Genomic DNA, 16,788 nt, shown 5'->3' on the forward strand with positions numbered 1-16,788 from the left:
CCTCCGCGCCATGCTCGCGGCCGCGGGGCCCGCCCCGCGTCTCCGGTCGCCGGAGGCTTCCCCGGACGACGGCCCGCTCCTCGAGCGGCTCGCTGACGCCGTCACCCGATCCGACGCCCCGGACGTGGTGTTCGCCCTCTCCCGGCACGGCCGCCGCAGCATCGTGAGCGGCGGCACCGCCCTGCCCCCGCCGCTTCCCCGCGAGGACCTCCGCTACGAGACGGGCTCGGCCGCCAAGACGTTCACCGGCCTGCTGCTGGCCCGGCTGATCCACAGCGGCGAGTTGTCCGGTGGTGAACCGGCCACCGCCTTCCTGGACGGGGGGCGGCCGGCAGGTGCGAACCCCGTGACACTCGCCCACCTGATCACGCACACCTCCGGGCTGCCCGCCCTGCCGGCGGGTTTCCATCTCCGGGCCCTGCCCGCCTGGCACACCAATCCCTACGCCCGCTTCCCGGACGCCCGGGTCGTCGACGCCTTCCTGCGCCACCGGGCGCGCCACCGCCCCGGCACCCGGTGGCGCTACTCCAACTACGGCGTGGCCGTGCTCGGGCACGCACTCGTCGCCGCGACCGGCACACCCTGGGAGGACCTGCTCGCCGGCCAGGTCCTGCGTCCCCTCGGCCTGGACGGCACGACCCTGCGCGCGGACGATTCCGGTCGCGATGCCCTCGGGCACGGAAGGGACGGCGTGTCACTCGTGCCCGCCTTCGACGCCGGAGGGTTCCAGGCGGCGGGTGCCGTACGGGCCACGCCGCACGACCTGCTCACCTTTCTCGAGGCCCATCTGGACCCGGCCGGCGTGTCACCGCACCTTGCCCCCGCCCTGCGGGCGGTGCGCCGCCCCGTGCTCCGCAGGGGCATCGGGCACCGGCACGTCCACACCATCGCCTGGTTCCGTCACCCGACGGACGGCGGGCCGATGTACTTCCACAGCGGCGCGACCCTCGGCCAGCAGGCGTTCCTGGGCTTTCGCGCCGACACGGGCACGGCCCTGGCCGCGGTGTGCACCCGCCGCTTCCGCGCCCACGACCCGTTTCTGGCCACCGCGTACGCGCTGCTGGCACAGGGGTAGTGGCCCCCGCCCCGCGCCGCCGGCACATGCCGCGCCGGCGCCGGACAGCCCTGGCTGCTCGTCACACCCGCTGCCACAGGGCCGGAGTGCGGGTGGGCGTCCACCCGCCCTGGGCCTGGTGGGTCTGCAGGCACCGGTAGCGCACACCGGTGTGGATCACGGTGGCACCGGCTTCGTAGACACGGCCGGCGGCCCACGCCTGCGCCACGTTGCCCTGGGGTGCCGGGGGTTCGACGGCGACGGTCTTCAGGGTGAGGCCGAAGTCGCTGAGCAGCGGATTGATCGGCTGGTAGAACGTGGTGCCGCCGCTCTTGCAGTCGCCCGTGCCGCCAGAGGTCACCCCCTGCGCCTGGACGCCCGCGACATAGGGCCCGCCGGAGTCGCCCGGCTCGGCGCACACCGTCGTCCGGGTCAGCCCGTCGACCCTGCCCTCGGCGTAGCTGACGCTGGTGTCGTGCTGCTCGATCTTGCCGCAGTGCCACCCGGTGGTGGAGCCGGAGCGGCAGACGGCGGCCCCGACGAGCGCCTGGACCGAGCCGGTGACCTGCACCTTCTGGTCGCCCTCGACCTTCACGTTCGCGGTCGTGGTCCACCGGTCGTTGACGGCGACCCACGACATGTCCTTGCCCGGGAACGTGGAGGCCTGGAACGCGCCCTGCTCCGCCTTGTCGAAGCCGGTCGTCCTGTCGCCCTTCTTGCCGCAGTGGCCCGCCGAGGCGAACCCCTGCTGCTCGCCCTTGGTGACGGAGAAGCCGATCGAACAGCGGGCGGCGTCGTTGATGTAGTAGGCGTCGCCGCCGGTGACGTCCGCCATGAGGCGTGGCCGGTTCGCCGTCACCTTGACGCCCACGCTTCTGCCGTCGAGACCCGCTGCCTTGACGAACGCGGCGGCCGCGGCCTTGGTCCGGGCCTCCACGACGACCCGGTTCGCCGGGACGTCGACGTACCACAGGGGTGTGTCGCGGGTGCTGACGCGGGCCGCCGCCCGGTCCAGCTTCTTCTTCGTGCCCCCCAGGTCGCGCAGCGTCTTCTTCACGACGGCCGCCTTGGCGCCCTGGGCCTTGATGGCGGGCACGTCCGCGGCGTTGATGGTCGCCACGACGAGCTCCTGCGATGTCGCGCCGCGCAGCCAGGCTCCCGCGAAGCGACTGCCCAGCGCGTTGCGCAGCAGCCCTGCCCGGGTGCCCGCCTCCGCCTCGTTGACAAGCCGCCGGGAGGCCTGGGCCGGGGTCAGCCCGAGGTCGCGCTCCAGGGCGCGCAGCAGCAGAGGTGACGGCCGGTCGGCTCCGAGGGTCTGGGCGGTCGAGGACAAAGACCCCGCGGGGGGTGCCGGCTCGGCCGCCACGGCGGAGGGGATCCCGGTGGCGACGAGCGCGCCGAGCGCGGTGAGGGCCGCCCGGCGACCGGTCACGGCATGTCTGTGGACCATTTCGAGGTGTCTCCTTCGCTCGCGGTGGAAGTGCCGGCAAGGCCATAGGTCTTGCCGGAGCGGCCCGGAGTGATGTCCCGGGCCGCCCCTTTCGCGCTGTGGCGCGGGGAAGGGCGCCATGTGCAGTGCTGCGGACGCCCGGCGTGTCACGCGGACTTCAGGCCGGGCGATCCCACCTCCGTGACGAAGGACGCGGTCGTCGAGATGGTGCCCCCGGGCGTGTTGACGGCCGAGACGGTCCGGAAGTCGACCCGGGCGTTCTCGCGGCCCAGCTCGACCCGGGCGTAGCCGCGCCGGCCGTCGTAGTACTTCAAGTGGGGGTTGGCCTTCATGTACGTGTCCCAGTTGTCCGGCTTCCTGGTTCCGTTCCCGCCGCTGGCGATGGAGGTGCAGGTGATTTCCGTGCCCAGTGTCCTGGACTGCGGGTCGTCGAAGTCGTCCTTGATGTCGAAGGCGTAGCCGACGTGGACGTCACCGGTGAGGACCATCCAGTTGTCGATGCCGGCGGCCTTCGCGCCCGCCATGACCCGGTCACGGCAGGCGCGGTAGCCGTCCCAGGCGTCCATGGAGACCCGGGCCGGCGCGGTCAGGTCGAACTTGCGCTGGGAGAAGCACACTTGCTGGGGCATCACGTTCCACAGCGCGTCGGAGTTCCGCCAGCCGTCCAGCAGCCAGCGCTCCTGAGCGGCGCCGGTGAGGGTGCGGGCCGGGTCGTCCGACTCGCTGCCCGGCGCGTGCGGCCGGTCGCCGTAGGCCTGGTCGGAGCGGTACTGGCGGGTGTCGAGGACGTCGAACTGGGCGAGTGACCCCCAGGCCAGCCGGCGGTACAACCGGGCGTCGGGGCCCTGCGGCAGCTGCTCGGCGCGCAGCGGCTGGTGCTCCCAGTAGGCCCGGTAGGCGGCGGCGCGCCGCACCAGGAACTGCTCCTGCGGGCTGCCGTTCTCGTCGAGGGCGCCCGCGTAGTTGTTCTCCGTCTCGTGGTCGTCCCAGGTGACGACGAACGGGTGCCGTGCGTGCGCCGCGCGCAGGTCCGGGTCGCTCTTGTAGAGCGCGTAGCGCAGCCGGTAGTCCGCCAGCGTGGTCGTCTCGCGGTTGAACACGTCGGGCAGCTCGCGGTCGGTGTAGCGGCGGGCCCCGCCGGCGGAGTCCACCGGGTACTCGTACAGGTAGTCGCCGAGGTGGAACACCACGTCGACGTCCTCCTGCGCCAGATGCCGCAGGGCCGTGAAGTAGCCGTCCTGGTAGGCCTGGCAGGACACAGCGGCCAGCCGCATGCCGTCGGCGTCCGTGCCCGTGGCCGGCGCCGTGCGGGTCCGGCCGGTGGGGCTGATCCAGCTGCCCACCCGGAACCGGTAGTAGTAGTGGCTGTCCGGCATCAGGCCCTTGACGTCGACGTGCACGCTGTGGGCGTACTCGGGGTGGGCCGTCGCGGTACCCCGCTGCCCGACGAACGAGAACCACTCGTCCAGGGCCACTTCCCAGGAGACGACGACCCGCTGCCGGCCCAGGCCGCCGTCCTCGGCGAACGGCTCGGGGGCCAGCCGAGTCCAGATCAGCACCGAGTCGGACAGCGGGTCGCCGGAGGCCACACCCAGGGTGAACGGGTCGGCGGAGACCCGGGCGGCGTCGAGTTCGGAAGCGGCGGTGGCGCCGCGGGCCGGCCGGTTGGTGGCGAAGGCGAGCATCGCCGCCGCCGCGGTGACCGTCATGAACCGGCGGCGCGCGACGTGCGGCGCCGCGGTGCGCAGTACGTCGTCGTGCGGGGAGAAAGCATGCTCGGACGGTGCTCTTCGACGGCCCGTCAGCGCCATCTCGTGTCCTCTCGTACGGGGCAGAGGCGCTCCGTGTGGACGCATGGGGACATCGCCGGATTGCGGAGCGCGCAGCTCGCATGCTAAGCAGATAAAATGCCTGAAACGGGCGCGGCGTGCGGGATGTTCACACTACGGGCGGTACCGGACTCGACCGGGCGCTCCCCGGCGCAAACGCAGAACGCCGCCGGCGAACGCCGGCGGCGGAGGGGGAGAAGGCTGGCTCAGCGGGCCCGTTGTGCGGCGGCGCCGGTCGTGGCGGGCTCCCGGACCGGCAGGTGGTAGACGTGGAAAGCCCGCCCGATGACCGGCTGGGCGACGTTGCGTACCCGGACGCCGCCCGTCGTCATCCCGTGCTCGGTGCCGGCGTGCGCGTGCCCGTGCACGGCGAGGTCGGCGCCGGCGGTGTCGATCGCCTCGGCCAGCAGATAGCTCCCCAGGAAGGGGTAGATCTCCAGGGGCTCGCCCGCGAGGGTGTCGGCGACGGGGGAGTAGTGGGTCAGGGCGATCCGCGCGTCACAGCCCGCCTCGCCCAGCCGCTCCAGGGCGGTGCGCAGGCCGTCGGCGCTCCGGCGTGAGTACCGGACGAACTCCTTCATCACCGGCTCGCCGAACTCCCCGGCGCAGCGGCCCACGAAGCCGCCGCCGAACCCCTTGGTCCCGGCGACGCCGATCCGCGCCCCGCCGCTCGCCACGACCGTGCCCTGCCCTTCCAGGACGTGAGTGCCGGCGTCCCTCAGGATGGCCGTGACCTCGTCCGGCCGGTCGTCGTGGTGGTCGTGGTTGCCCAGGACGGCGATCACCGGGACGCCGAGGTCCTGGACCTCCCGGGCCACCACCCGCATCTCCTCGGGCGTGCCGTGCCGGGTCAGGTCCCCGGCCAGCAGCAGGAGGTCGGCGCACTCGGGCAGGGTCTCGAAGGCGGGGCGCAGCACGCCCTGGCTGTCGGGCCCCATGTGGATGTCTCCGACGGCTGCGATGCGGATCATGACAGTTCCTCCGCGTGGTCGGGGGAGGACGCCTCGGTGACCACGAGGTCGCTGTGCACGGGGAATCCGGCGAGCTCCTCGTGGACGGTGCGCACGATCTCGTCGCGGCAGGGCGCCGAGGGCACGGTGCCGGTGAGCAGCACCGCCCTTCCGCGGGCCTCGACCCGTACCCCCAGCTCGCCGAGCTCGCCGGAGGCGAGGCGGTCCTGGAGGTGGGCGATGCGGTAGTCCAGGTTCTCGGTCGGCGGCCCGCCGCCCGCGTCCTGTGAACCGTGGGTGCTCATGGGTGCTCCTTCAGATGACGTTCAGGCGCTCCAGGAGGAAGAAGAACGCCGCGGGCATGGGCTCGTCCCCGCACTCGCGCCGTACCCGCTCCCAGTCGACCTTCTCCCGCAGGGCGCGCGCGATGGGCAGGGCAGCCCCGAAGTCGCAGTGGTGCTCGGAGAACGCGGCGGTCAGGCTCCACAGCAGATCGGTCGGGGCCAGCACGGGCATGCGCACCGAGTCGACCGGCAGTTCCTCCGCCCGCTCCAGCATGTCCGCGCCGACCGGCCGGTGCGCCAGTTCGAAGATGATGTCGACCGGCTGCCCGAAGCACGTGGCCTTGATCAGCCAGTCCTCCGGCGGGGTGTAGACCGTCAGCCCGGCTTCGTGGAGCGTGGCCGCCACCGCTTCCGCGTCCTCCGGGCGGATCGCGAAGTCGACGTCGTGCTGCATGTTCTTCTCGCCACCGTGGGCGTACGCGGCCACGCTGCCGGCCAGTGCGAACAGGTGCCCCTTGCGCTTCAGCAGGGCGCCGACCTGCTTGGCCGCTTCCAGGAGCGCCTGGTTGCGGTCCTGGGGGAGCTCCTGCAGCGGCTGGTCCGCCTGCGGGTCCTGTGGTGGCGCGGGCTCGGCCTCGTCCGGTGCCGTCCGGAGGTCGGGGATCCCCGGTCGCCGGACGAGCGTCGCGTCATCACCGTTCTGCGTCATGACCACTCCTTCGCCGAACCGGACACTTCGCTCCCGTGCGGTGTCCGGACCCGAGACGGCCTCGGTGCCTGCACTGGGTACCCGGCGCTCCCGACCCGACACGGACGGCTTCCGGAGAGTGCCGGGCCCTGCTTCTCACCGGCCCGGCCCTGTGCGCCACCAGGGCGTGGGCCGGAGGTGGCCCGGCCGGGCCGTCCCTCCCCGGGTGGCGGCGCGCTCGCGTCCTGGCGAGCCTGATACAGGCCGGAGCGCCCGGCCGACCACTCTGAGGGAGCCCCGATGCGCACGTGCCGTACGTCCTGCTCACTGCCCTGGCCGCGTCCGCACTCGCCGTGCCGGCGACCGCCGCCGCCATCCCGGCGGACGTCACCGCGAGCCAGTGCGTCGCCGGTGGCGCCGTGATCATCATCTCCGTCGCGGGCGACGGCTCGCAGTCGTACACCTAGCGCTGCATGGGCGGAGTCCACGACGGCGAGACGGTCCTCTGACACCTTGGCCGAACAAGAAAAGCGCATACCCCGTCGAAGACGGAATATGGGGCACATAGCTGGGAAACCGGATGACGCCGCTGGACAACGCGCTCGTGGAGGTCGACATGAACCCGGAGACATCACGTTCGTCCGATCTTCCGCAGCCGTTGCGGGCCGTGGCCTCGGGCCTCAGGCACCTGCCGGGTGCGGAGCAGGTGGGCAGGGCGGCCACGGACGCGCTGGACAGGATCGGCGCCGTCTCGCCCCGCGGCCGCCGGATGGCCGTCTACGCCGGCGCCGGGGTGCTCGGCGTGGCCGGACTGGTGGAGTGGCCGGTGGCGGTGACCGGCGCGGCCGTCGCCTGGCTGACCCAGCCGCGGCCCGGACAGCGTCCCGACGGCGCGTCACCGAACGGCGGAACACAGACCGGCGAGACCGGGGAACGCCGCCCGGCCAGCACCGGCCGGGACGACGAGGACACCTCCCGTTACGGCCCCGGCGGCCGGCTCACCTCTTCCCACTACCGGCACGACCGGCCGGAACCGCACATCCACGAAGAGCCCGCCAAGGTCGGCGACACCGCCACCGCCTCCGCGCTGAAGCAGGTCGCCGAGGCCACCGCGCACCACGGCCAGGAGCCACACAGGCCCGCACACGACAGCCGCACCACCGGCTGAGTCGGGACAGCAGCACATGCTCACACGCTTCGACATCAGCCCGCTCGTAGGGGCCGTGGCCGGGGCCGCCGCAGGCGCCGCCCGCAGCACCGCCGAGTCGGTGAATTCCGTCTACGACACCACGCGCCGCGTCCGCAACGTCGCGCGCAACGCCCTGGCCGGCGGACAGCACTGGCAGGCCGGGCAGCGCCTCCACCTCGCACTGCGGCACTCCGACGGCGACGCCGGAGCGCTCGCCCACAAGGTCGCCGAGGAACTGGTCGAGCACCCGGACGTCCTCATGGCGTACTGGGACGGAGGACTGGCCCGCCTGGTGGTCACCGTGGCCGAGGACGCCGCCACCGACCGCGTCACCGAGCGGGCCACCGCGCTCGCCGCCCGTCTCGGACTGGCCGAGGGCGCCGACCCCGACGTCCGCGACACCAGCCACCCCGGCGACCCCGCCGAGGTGCGCGTCACCGCGGCGGCGATCCTGCTGGACGCCGCCGGCGCGGCAGGCGCCCTGGCCGGCCGGTCCCTGCGACTGCCGCCCGCCTCACGCATCATCACCGCCACCGTCACGCTGCTGCGCGAGAACCCCCGCTTCCGGGCCCTGCTCCGCCAGCGGTTCGGCACGTCCGGCATGGAACTCGTACTCGCCGCCGCCAACGCCGCCGCCCACGGCATCGGCCAGACCCCGCTCGCGCTCGTGCTCGACGGCATCCTGCGCGGCAACCAGCTGACAGAGGCGGTGGCCAGGGCAGCGGCCTTCGAGGCGCTGCACGACGACGTCTGCCACCACCGGCGCACCAGCCTGCCCTGCCCCGCGGGCACCCGGCCGCCGCTCAAGGTCACTCCCGCCGCGGAGTACGCCTCCCACGCCAGCACCGGCAGCCTCGCCGGCGCCGCCGCCACCCTCCTCGTCACACACAGCGCGACGGACGCGGCCGAAGCGGTTCTCGCCGGATCCCCGAAAGCGGCCCGGTACGGGCCGGCCGCCTTCGGCGCGACCCTCGGCACCTTCCTCGCCCACGCCGGGATCCTCCTGCGCGAGGGGGAGCGTCTGCGGCAGCTGGAGATCGCCGACGCCCTCGTCCTGCACGCCGACGCCCTGCGCAGCCTGCGGCAGGACGACACCGACGACGGCCTGCCCGACGACCCGGTCCACCCCTTCGCCGAGGCCGTCCTGGACGCCGCCCGCCGGGCAGGACTGCACGTCGTCATCGCGGGCGGTTCCGACCTGAAGGACATCACCCGGCTGGCCGACGAGGTCGCCCCGAGCACCGAGCCGTTCGGAGACGTCGTACGAGCCCTGCAGGACGAGGGGCACGTGGTCGTGACCGTCGCCCGCCTGGACGGGTCCGGCGACGGGCACGTCGCGGCCGGGCTGCCCGCCGGTGACGTGGCCATCGCCCTCACCGACGGACGGGCCGCCGTCTCCTGGGGCGTCGACGCGCTGGTCCCCGGCGGCCTCGCCGACGTCTGGCGGCTGCTCACGGCCATCCCCGCGGCCCGGCGCGTCGGACGCCGCTCGCAGACCCTGGCCCGGGCCGGCGCGGCTCTCTCCGGGCTCCTGGTCGCCCGCGGTGGGCAACCCCCCGGCAGGCACCTCCTGTGGCCCCTCACCCGGCACGCCCCCGTCAACATCGCGGCCGTCGCCGCCCTGACCACCGGCTGGCTCGAAGCCGTCCGTGTCGCCCGGGCCACCCCGCCCCGGCCGCACCTGCACATCCCCTGGCACGCCCTGGAACCCCACGAGGCCCGGGACCGGCTGGGACGCGCCGACCACGACGGCGAGCCCCGCGGACTCGCCCTGCTCGCCGACCGCTCACGGCAGCAGGCCGCACGCCTGACCCGGCACCCGGCCGTCGCCCCCGCCCGCTGGACGTGGCAGGCGGCCGGCGCCGTACGCCGCGAACTCGACGACCCGCTCACGCCCGTCCTCGCCACCGGCGCCGTCGCCTCGGCACTGCTCGGCTCGGTCGTCGACGCGCTGCTCGTCGTCGGCGCCATGGACCTCAACGCCGTGACCGGCGGACTCCAGCGGCTGCGCGCCGAACAGGCCCTGGCCCGGCTCGCCGCCCGGCAGCAGCCCAAAGCCCGCAAGCAGGACAGCCGCAAACGCACGGTCACCGTCGACGCCGCCCGGCTGCGGCCCGGCGACGAGATCAGCCTCGGCGCCGGCGACGTCGTACCCGCCGACGCCCGGCTGCTGGACGTCGACGGCCTGGAGGTCGACGAGTCGGCGCTCACCGGCGAATCCCTGCCCGTGGCCAAGGCCGTCGACGCCACCCCCGGCCTGCCGGTGGCGCAGCGCACCTGCATGGTCTTCGAGGGCACCACCGTCGTGGCCGGACGGGCCACCGCCCTCGTCGTGAACACCGGCGACCAGACCGAGGCGGGCCGGGCCGTCACGCTCGCCGCCCGCACTCCGCCGCCCGCCGGCGTCCAGGCCCGGCTCCAGGAACTGACCCGCAAGGCCCTGCCGGTCACCTTCACCGGCGGCGCGGCCGTGACCGGGCTGTCCCTGCTGCGTGGCAGCCCCGTCCGACGTGCCGTCAGCGGCGGCGTCGCGGTCGCCGTCGCCGCCGTACCCGAAGGCCTGCCGCTCGTCGCGACCGTCGCGCAGATGGCCGCGGCGCGCCGGCTGTCCCGCCGCGGCGTCCTGGTCCGCACCCCGCGCACCCTGGAGGCGCTCGGCCGGGTCGACACCGTCTGCTTCGACAAGACCGGCACCCTCACCGAGAACAAACTCCGCCTGGTCCGCGTCGCCACCGCCGACGGCACCGTCCTCGCCGCCGACACCGAACAGGCCGCACCGGTCGTGCGCCTGGCCGCGCGCGCCTGCCCGCAGGAGGAGACCGGGCAGGGCCGCCGCGTCGCACACGCCACCGACGAGGCCGTCCTCGACGTCGCTCCGCCCGACGAGGACTGGGCACCCACCGGTGAACTGCCCTTCGAGACCCGCCGGGGCTACGCCGCCGCGGCCGGCCGCGACGGCGACCCGGACATGGGCGAACTCCTCGTCGTCAAGGGCGCCCCCGAGACGATCCTGCCCGCCTGCCGGGACCTCCCCGGCCACGCCTGGGACACCGCCCACGAACTGGCCGGGCAAGGGCTGCGCGTCCTCGCCGTCGCCCGCCGGCCCTGCCGGGCCGACGACGCCGAAGCCGAACTCGACGCGTCGCTCGCGGACCTGGAGTTCAGCGGCTTCGTCGCCCTCGCCGACGTCCCGCGCGACACCTCGCACGCCCTGCTCGCGGAACTGCGGCGCTCCGGCATCCTGCCCGTCATGCTCACCGGCGACCACCCGGAGACCGCCCGCGCCATCGCCCTGCAACTGGGCTGGCCGGAGGAGACCGAGGCGGTGACCGGGGACGAACTCGTCGCCATGGAGCGCCGCGAACGCGTCCGCGTGCTGCGCGGCGCGGGCGTCATCGCCCGGGTCGCACCCGAGCAGAAGCTGCACGTCGTGGAGGCCCTGCAACAGGCCGGACGGGTCGTGGCGATGGCCGGCGACGGTGCCAACGACGCCGCCGCCATCCGCGCCGCCGACGTCGGGGTCGGCGTCGAGTCCCGCGGCTCCGCGGCCGCCCGCAACGCCGCCGACCTCGTGCTCACCACCGGCGACCTGTCCGTGCTCGTGGACGCGGTAGCCGAGGGCCGCGCCCTGTGGCGCAGCGTCGCCGACGCGGTGAGCATCCTCATCGGCGGCAACGCCGGCGAGGTCGGCTTCAGCGTCCTCGGCACCCTGCTCGCCGGCGCCTCACCCCTGTCGACCCGTCAGCTGCTGCTGGTCAACCTGCTCACCGACATGTTCCCGGCCATGGCCGTCGCGGTCACCCCCAGCAGTGACCCCAGGACCGCGGAACACGCCGCGACCGGCCCGATGGGCCTCGACGTCCTCGGCGCCCCCCTGTTGCGCTCCATCCGCCGCCGCGGCATCACCACCTGCCTCGGCGCGGTCACCGCGTACCTCATCGGCCGCCTCACCCCCGGCACCGAACGCCGGTCCACCACCATGGCCCTGTGCGGGGTGGTCGGCGCCCAGCTCGTGCAGACCCTCTCCGGGCGGCGCCACAGCACGCTGGTGTGGGTCACGGCCCTCGGTTCGGCCGCCGTTCTCGCCGCCCTCGTCCAGACCCCCGGCGTCAGCCACTTCTTCGGCTGCACCCCGCTCGGCCCCGTGGCCTGGGCCGGCGTCGCCCTGGCCATCGCCCTGTCGGCCCTGGCCCCACGTCTGGAGCGCCTCCAGGCGGTCCACACGCTCTACGACGTGGCGGCACAACTCGCCCTGCGCCTCAACGACCTGAGCCGGCAGGCCCGGCAGCTCTTCCGGAGCGGGATCGCCGCCCCGGTGGCGTAGCGGGCGAGCACAGCGGGAGGCCGCCACCCCACGCAGGGGTGGCGGCCTCCGCACGGCCGGTCGGAGCGCCCGGTCAGACCTGGCCGCGCCAGGCGCCCGTCTCCGCCCCGCGGGTCTCCATGAACTCCTTGAACCGCTTGAGATCACCGGAGACCTGCCGCTTCACGAACCCGAGCTTGTCGCCCACGGTCTCGGCCACACCGCTGGGATCGAAGTCCATCTGCAGCATGACCTTGGTCGTGTCGTCCTGGATGCGGTGGAAGGTCACCACACCGGCCTGCCGCGCCTCGCCGCCCACGGTGGTCCAGGCGACCCGCTCGTCCGGGACCTGCTCGGTGATCTCCGCGTCGAACTCCCGCGCCTGTCCGCCGACCTTCGTCACCCAGTGCGTGAGGGTGTCGGTGCGCTGCTCGATGCGCTCGACGCCGTCCATGAACTCGGGGAAGGACTCGAACTGCGTCCACTGGTTGTACGCGGTGTGCACCGGCACGCGGACCTCGATGGATTCCTCTACCTGCGACAAGGCGATACCTCTCTTTCTCGTACGTGAGCGACGGACGGGTACCAGATCTCGCGCCGCTCACTCATCGTCAGCACGAGTTGTCCGACCAGGTGTCTTTTCCGCTCTCGCTGGTACCCGGCCCGCACCTACGGACCGGGAGGTGATCGCCATGACGGACACGGACCGCACGGCCCCTGCCGCTCCCCGCACGGGGAGCGCGCGGGCGGCCGGGGAAGAGCCCGTGAGCGAGCTGGTGCAGCGGGCCACCGAGCAACTGACCGACCTGGTGCGCGGCGAGATGCGCCTCGCTCAGGCCGAGATGACCGAGAAGGGCAAACGCTTCGGTAAGGGCGGTGGCCTGTTCGGCGGAGCCGGCGTACTCGGCTTCGTCACCCTGCAGGCCCTGGTCGCCACGGTGATCGCCGCCCTGGCCGTACCGCTGCCGGTCTGGGCGGCGGCGCTGATCGTCACGGGCGTACTGGCCGTCGCCACGGGCCTGACGGCGCTGGCCGGCCGCAAGCAGGTGCGCAGCGCCACCCCGCCCGCCCCGCAGCGGACCATCGACAGCGTGAAGGCCGACGTGGCCGAGATCAAGGAGAGTGCACAGCGATGACCCAGCCTCCGCACGACGAGCCGAGCGCCCGCAGCCAAGAGGAACTGCGCGCGCAGGTCGAGCAGACCCGCCACGAACTCGGCGACACCGTCCAGGAACTGGCGGACCGGGCCGACGTCAAGACCCGCGCCCGAGAGAAGGCCGTCGCGGTCAGGGAACAGGCCGGGATCAAGGCCGAGGAATGGGGTGGGCAGGCCAGGGCCAAGGCCGCGCACGTGGCCCACACCGTGGAGGAGAAACTGCCCGAGCCGGTGAAGCAGAAGGGCGCCGCCGCCGCTCAGGGCGCGAAGGAGAAGGCCGCACAGGCCGAGCAGGTCTGGCAGGACAAGGCTCCCCGGCAGCTGCGCGACCACCGGGCCGCCCTGCTGGCGGGCGCCGGTGCCGTCCTCGTGGTCTGCCTGCTGATCCGCCGTCGCGGCAACCGCTGAGCGTCGGCGACACCCGGCCCCCGCCGCCGCTTGCGGTGACGGGGGCCCAGGCGGCAAGGTCGGTGCCGTGGCCACCTTGCTGATCGTCCATCACACGCCCTCGCCCCACTGCCAGGCGATGTTCGAAGCCGTCCTCTCCGGGGCGACGGACCCCGACATCGAGGACGTGCGGGTCGTCCGCGTGCCCGCGCTGTCCGCCACCGCCTCCGACGTCCTCGCCGCCGACGGCTTCCTCCTCGGCACTCCCGCGAACCTCGGCTACATGTCCGGTGCCCTCAAGCACTTCTTCGACCAGGTCTACTACCCGTGCCTGGACGCCACCCGCGGGCATCCCTTCGGCTACTGGGTGCACGGCGGCAACGACGTCACCGGAGCGGTGCGCGGGATCGAGTCGGTCACGACCGGCCTCGGCTGGCGTCGCACCGCCGAGGCCGTGACCGTGACCGGCGAGCCGGACAAGGGCGACCTCGAGCGGTGCCGGGAACTGGGCGCGACGGTCGCCGCCGGGCTCATGGGCTGAACCCGTCCGGCCCCCGTCAGGTCTCTTCCAGTCGGCGCCGGTCCTGCTCGTCCCACTTCCTGGTGTCGCGCGGCTGGGTGTACGGCTCGGCCTCGGGCGGATGACCGCCGGCGATGGCCCGCTGCCGTACCGTCTCCGCGTCGAACTCCAGACCCAGCAGGATCGCGATATTGGTGATCCACAGCCACACCAGGAAGACGATGACGCCGGCCATGGTGCCGTAGGTCTTGTTGTACGAGGCGAAGTTGGCCACGTAGAACGCGAAACCGGCGGAGGCGATCAACCAGATCAGCAGGGCGATCAGACTGCCCGGCGTGATCCAGCGGAAGCCCTTCACCTTGGCGTTCGGGGTCGCCCAGTACAGGATCGCGATCATGGTCGTCACCAGCAGCACCAGAACGGGCCACTTCGCGAACGACCACACCGTCAGCGCGGTGTCGCCGATCCCCAGAGTCGTCCCGACCTGCTGGGCCAGCCCGCCCGTGAAGACCACGATCACCGCGCTGATCACGGCCATCACGAGCAGCACGACCGTCACGGCGACCCGCACCGGCAGCAGCTTCCACACCGGCCGGCCCTCGGGCATGTCGTAGACGGCGTTGGCCGAGCGGATGAACGCGGCCACGTAGCCGGACGCCGACCACACCGCCAGCACCAGACCGACGATCGCCATCAGCGAGCCGATGCCGGCGTTGCCCTGCAACTGCTCGACGGCCCGGGTGATGATGTCACGGGCGGAGCCGGGGGCCAGTTGCTGGACGTTCTCGAGCACCTTGTCGGTCGTCGACTTGCCGGTGAGGCCCAGTATCGACACCAGCACCAGCAGTGCGGGGAACAGCGCCAGCACGCCGTAGTAGGTCAGGGCGGCCGCCCGGTCGGTCAGCTCGTCGTCCTTGAACTCCCGCAGGCTGCCTTTCAGCACCGCGCCCCACGACTTACGGGGCAGGTCGGACGGCGTGTCCGGCGCCGCACGCTCCACCTCGGGACTCGGCCCGGGCTCCTCGGAGGCGGAGGCGGGAGCTTCCCGGCGTTCCGACTCCTGCGTTCGCCGTTCGGCCTCCCGGCTTTCCCGGCGTTCGGCCTCCTGAGTCTGCCGGCGTTCCGCCTCGATCCCGCGGTGTGCGCTCTCCCGAGGTGGGGCCTCGGTCTCGTTGTGTTCTTTTCGTCCTGGAATATGCAGCTTCACCATGTGAGCCGGGTAACCCCTGCCGGGGCCCTTAAGCCGTGTTGGTTCGAGCTGGGCCCGACGGGGTTGAGGGAGCGCTCCCACCGCGTGCACGATGCCGTCATGACCACATCGCCCGTCATTCGCCCGTACCGCCCCGAGGATCGGCCCGCTCTCGACGACATCTGCATCCGCACCGCCCATGTCGGGGGCGACAGCCGCCCCCACTACGCGGACCCGGGCATCTTCCCGGTGACCTTCGCGGCGCCGTACGTCCATCTGGAGCCGGACCTGGCTTTCGTGCTGGACGACGGGCGGGGGGAGGCGGTCGGCTACATCCTCGGCGCGGCCGACACTCCGCGCTTCGCCGAAGCCTTCCGCACCACATGGCTGCCCCTGGTCGCCGGCCGCCACCCGGAACCGCCCGGGCCGCCGCGCACCCCGGACGAGGTGATGGCGGGCCTGCTGCACCACCCCGAACGGATGGTGCTGCCCGAACTGGCCACCCACCCCGCGCACCTGCACATCGACCTGCTGCCCGGATGGCAGGGCCGCGGTTACGGACGCCGCCTGATGCGGACGCTGCTGCAGGCCCTTCAGGACGGGGGAGTTCCGGCCGTCCACCTGGCCATGGTGACGGCCAACACCCGGGCCAGGGCCTTCTACGACCGCATGGGTTTCGAGGAGATCGACGTACCCGAGCCGGGCGCGGTCACCTACCTGGGGCGCACCACGAAGGAACTCGACCGGCTCTGACCGACACGGAAGTGGCGCAATCACCCATTGCCGACCCGCGGGCATCGGGTGCAGCCTGTGCACTGTGGGAGCGCTCCCACTTCGAAAGATGATCGAAAGCGCGACTGAACGCACGACAACCCCCACACCCGAAAGAGGGAGATCATGAGTTGTCATGATCATGATGCACGACTCCCCGGCCTCACATCCCGCGTGACGCTCGCCCTGAGCGTGCTGCTCGCCGCACTGCTCAGCCTGATCCCGTGGAGCGGCACCGCCGTCGCCCACGGCTCGGTCGTCGACCCGGCCTCGCGCAACTACGGCTGCTGGCTGCGCTGGGGGAGCGACTTCCAGAACCCGGAGATGGCCCGTCTCGACCCCATGTGCTGGCAGGCGTGGCAGGACAACCCCAACGCCATGTGGAACTGGAACGGCCTGTACCGCAACGGCTCCGGCGGTGACTTCCAGGCCGTCGTCCCCAATGGCCAGCTGTGCAGCGGCGGCCGGACCGAGGGCGGCCGGTACAACTCCCTCGACGCGGTCGGCGCCTGGAAGACGACGGACATCACCGGCGACTTCACGGTGAAGCTTTACGACCAGGCCAGTCACGGCGCCGACTACTTCCTGGTGTACGTCACGCGGCAGGGCTTCGACCCCGCCACCCAGCCGCTGACCTGGAACGACCTCCAGCTCGTCAAGCGCACCGGCAGGTACGCGCCCAGCCAGAACTACGAGATTCCCGTGAGCACTTCGGGGCTGAGTGGCCGGCACGTCGTGTACACGATCTGGCAGGCCTCGCACATGGACCAGACCTACTTCCTGTGCAGTGACGTGAACTTCCGCTGATCTGCGCGTCCCCGCCGGGCGGCGCGTCCGGCGGGGCTCGGGCCGCCGGGACTTCATGAGAATTCCCCGAAAGTTTTCGAGGTGGGTGAACACACCGGGGCTCCCGTACGTATGGGGCGAGGGGATTTTCATGCCCGGCACGCCACAAGCGCAGGAGAGCACCCTTGGGACGCAACACGCGAAGACGCCCTACCGGCCCACGACGCGCGAC

16 protein-coding genes are annotated in these 16,788 nt (G+C 72.9%); 9 read left to right on the forward strand and 7 right to left on the reverse strand.

The genetic code is table 11. The annotated features are described in order from the left end of the window. The first annotated feature begins 10 nt into the window (after positions 1-10). Complete coding sequence (locus IO24_RS0126395; protein ID WP_031139624.1) at positions 11-1,075, forward strand: serine hydrolase domain-containing protein; 1,065 nt, start codon at positions 11-13, stop codon at positions 1,073-1,075. A gap of 61 nt (positions 1,076-1,136) precedes the next feature. Here IO24_RS0126395 and IO24_RS0126400 read toward each other — a convergent pair whose 3' ends face one another. The 5 genes from IO24_RS0126400 to IO24_RS0126420 all read right to left on the reverse strand — a co-directional run bounded on the left by IO24_RS0126400 (position 1,137) and on the right by IO24_RS0126420 (position 6,276). Beyond that, positions 1,137-2,504: an alpha-lytic protease prodomain-containing protein gene (locus IO24_RS0126400; RefSeq protein WP_031139626.1), complete on the reverse strand. Its 1,368-nt coding sequence runs from the start codon at positions 2,502-2,504 to the stop codon at positions 1,137-1,139. Between the two features lie 146 nt (positions 2,505-2,650). Continuing rightward, the gene (locus IO24_RS0126405) at positions 2,651-4,315 is read right to left on the reverse strand and encodes an alkaline phosphatase D family protein (RefSeq protein ID WP_031139628.1); all 1,665 of its coding nucleotides are present in this window, start codon (positions 4,313-4,315) and stop codon (positions 2,651-2,653) included. A gap of 224 nt (positions 4,316-4,539) precedes the next feature. Then, positions 4,540-5,304: a metallophosphoesterase family protein gene (locus IO24_RS0126410; protein ID WP_031139630.1), complete on the reverse strand. Its 765-nt coding sequence runs from the start codon at positions 5,302-5,304 to the stop codon at positions 4,540-4,542. Beyond that, the gene (locus tag IO24_RS0126415; protein WP_031139633.1) at positions 5,301-5,588 is read right to left on the reverse strand and encodes a BON domain-containing protein; all 288 of its coding nucleotides are present in this window, start codon (positions 5,586-5,588) and stop codon (positions 5,301-5,303) included. Before IO24_RS0126415 ends, IO24_RS0126410 begins: the two co-directional genes overlap by 4 nt. A gap of 10 nt (positions 5,589-5,598) precedes the next feature. Next, positions 5,599-6,276, reverse strand: a complete 678-nt coding sequence (locus IO24_RS0126420; protein WP_031139635.1) for a nucleotidyltransferase family protein — start codon at positions 6,274-6,276, stop codon at positions 5,599-5,601. A 287-nt stretch (positions 6,277-6,563) separates the two neighbouring features. On the opposite strand from IO24_RS0126420, the gene IO24_RS45745 reads away from it, so the two are divergent. The 3 genes from IO24_RS45745 (at position 6,564) to IO24_RS0126435 (ending at position 11,768) form a co-directional block, all read left to right on the forward strand. Then, positions 6,564-6,722 carry a hypothetical protein gene (locus IO24_RS45745; RefSeq protein WP_167551638.1) on the forward strand — a complete coding sequence of 53 codons (159 nt, stop codon included), beginning with the start codon at positions 6,564-6,566 and terminating at the stop codon, positions 6,720-6,722. Between the two features lie 113 nt (positions 6,723-6,835). Beyond that, positions 6,836-7,423: a hypothetical protein gene (locus IO24_RS45750; protein WP_031139637.1), complete on the forward strand. Its 588-nt coding sequence runs from the start codon at positions 6,836-6,838 to the stop codon at positions 7,421-7,423. Positions 7,424-7,439: 16 nt separating this feature from the next. Continuing rightward, entirely contained in the window at positions 7,440-11,768 is a 4,329-nt protein-coding gene (locus IO24_RS0126435) for a cation-translocating P-type ATPase (RefSeq protein ID WP_031139638.1), read from the forward strand. A gap of 73 nt (positions 11,769-11,841) precedes the next feature. Here the strand turns inward: IO24_RS0126435 and IO24_RS0126440 are convergent, their stop codons facing one another. After that, on the reverse strand, positions 11,842-12,291 hold the full coding sequence (locus IO24_RS0126440; RefSeq protein WP_031139640.1) for an SRPBCC family protein: 450 nt from the start codon (positions 12,289-12,291) through the stop codon (positions 11,842-11,844). 148 nt (positions 12,292-12,439) lie between these two features. Here IO24_RS0126440 and IO24_RS0126445 point away from each other — a divergent pair, with 148 nt between their 5' ends. The 3 genes from IO24_RS0126445 (at position 12,440) to IO24_RS0126455 (ending at position 13,831) form a co-directional block, all read left to right on the forward strand. Next, positions 12,440-12,883: a phage holin family protein gene (locus IO24_RS0126445; RefSeq protein WP_199808862.1), complete on the forward strand. Its 444-nt coding sequence runs from the start codon at positions 12,440-12,442 to the stop codon at positions 12,881-12,883. Continuing rightward, positions 12,880-13,311: a DUF3618 domain-containing protein gene (locus IO24_RS0126450; protein WP_031139644.1), complete on the forward strand. Its 432-nt coding sequence runs from the start codon at positions 12,880-12,882 to the stop codon at positions 13,309-13,311. Before IO24_RS0126445 ends, IO24_RS0126450 begins: the two co-directional genes overlap by 4 nt. A gap of 67 nt (positions 13,312-13,378) precedes the next feature. After that, positions 13,379-13,831, forward strand: a complete 453-nt coding sequence (locus tag IO24_RS0126455) for a flavodoxin family protein (RefSeq protein ID WP_031139646.1) — start codon at positions 13,379-13,381, stop codon at positions 13,829-13,831. Between the two features lie 16 nt (positions 13,832-13,847). On the opposite strand, the gene IO24_RS0126460 is transcribed toward IO24_RS0126455, so the two are convergent. Further along, the gene (locus IO24_RS0126460; RefSeq protein WP_420823226.1) at positions 13,848-15,017 is read right to left on the reverse strand and encodes a YihY/virulence factor BrkB family protein; all 1,170 of its coding nucleotides are present in this window, start codon (positions 15,015-15,017) and stop codon (positions 13,848-13,850) included. A gap of 102 nt (positions 15,018-15,119) precedes the next feature. Between IO24_RS0126460 and IO24_RS0126465 the strand changes: the two genes are divergently transcribed. Beyond that, complete coding sequence (locus tag IO24_RS0126465) at positions 15,120-15,752, forward strand: GNAT family N-acetyltransferase (RefSeq protein ID WP_031139650.1); 633 nt, start codon at positions 15,120-15,122, stop codon at positions 15,750-15,752. A 144-nt stretch (positions 15,753-15,896) separates the two neighbouring features. Continuing rightward, complete coding sequence (locus IO24_RS0126470; RefSeq protein ID WP_031139652.1) at positions 15,897-16,577, forward strand: lytic polysaccharide monooxygenase auxiliary activity family 9 protein; 681 nt, start codon at positions 15,897-15,899, stop codon at positions 16,575-16,577. The last annotated feature ends 211 nt before the right edge of the window (positions 16,578-16,788 follow it).

It is taken from the genome of Streptomyces flavovariabilis, assembly GCF_000725785.1.
In the GTDB taxonomy this organism is placed as follows: domain Bacteria; phylum Actinomycetota; class Actinomycetes; order Streptomycetales; family Streptomycetaceae; genus Streptomyces; species Streptomyces hawaiiensis.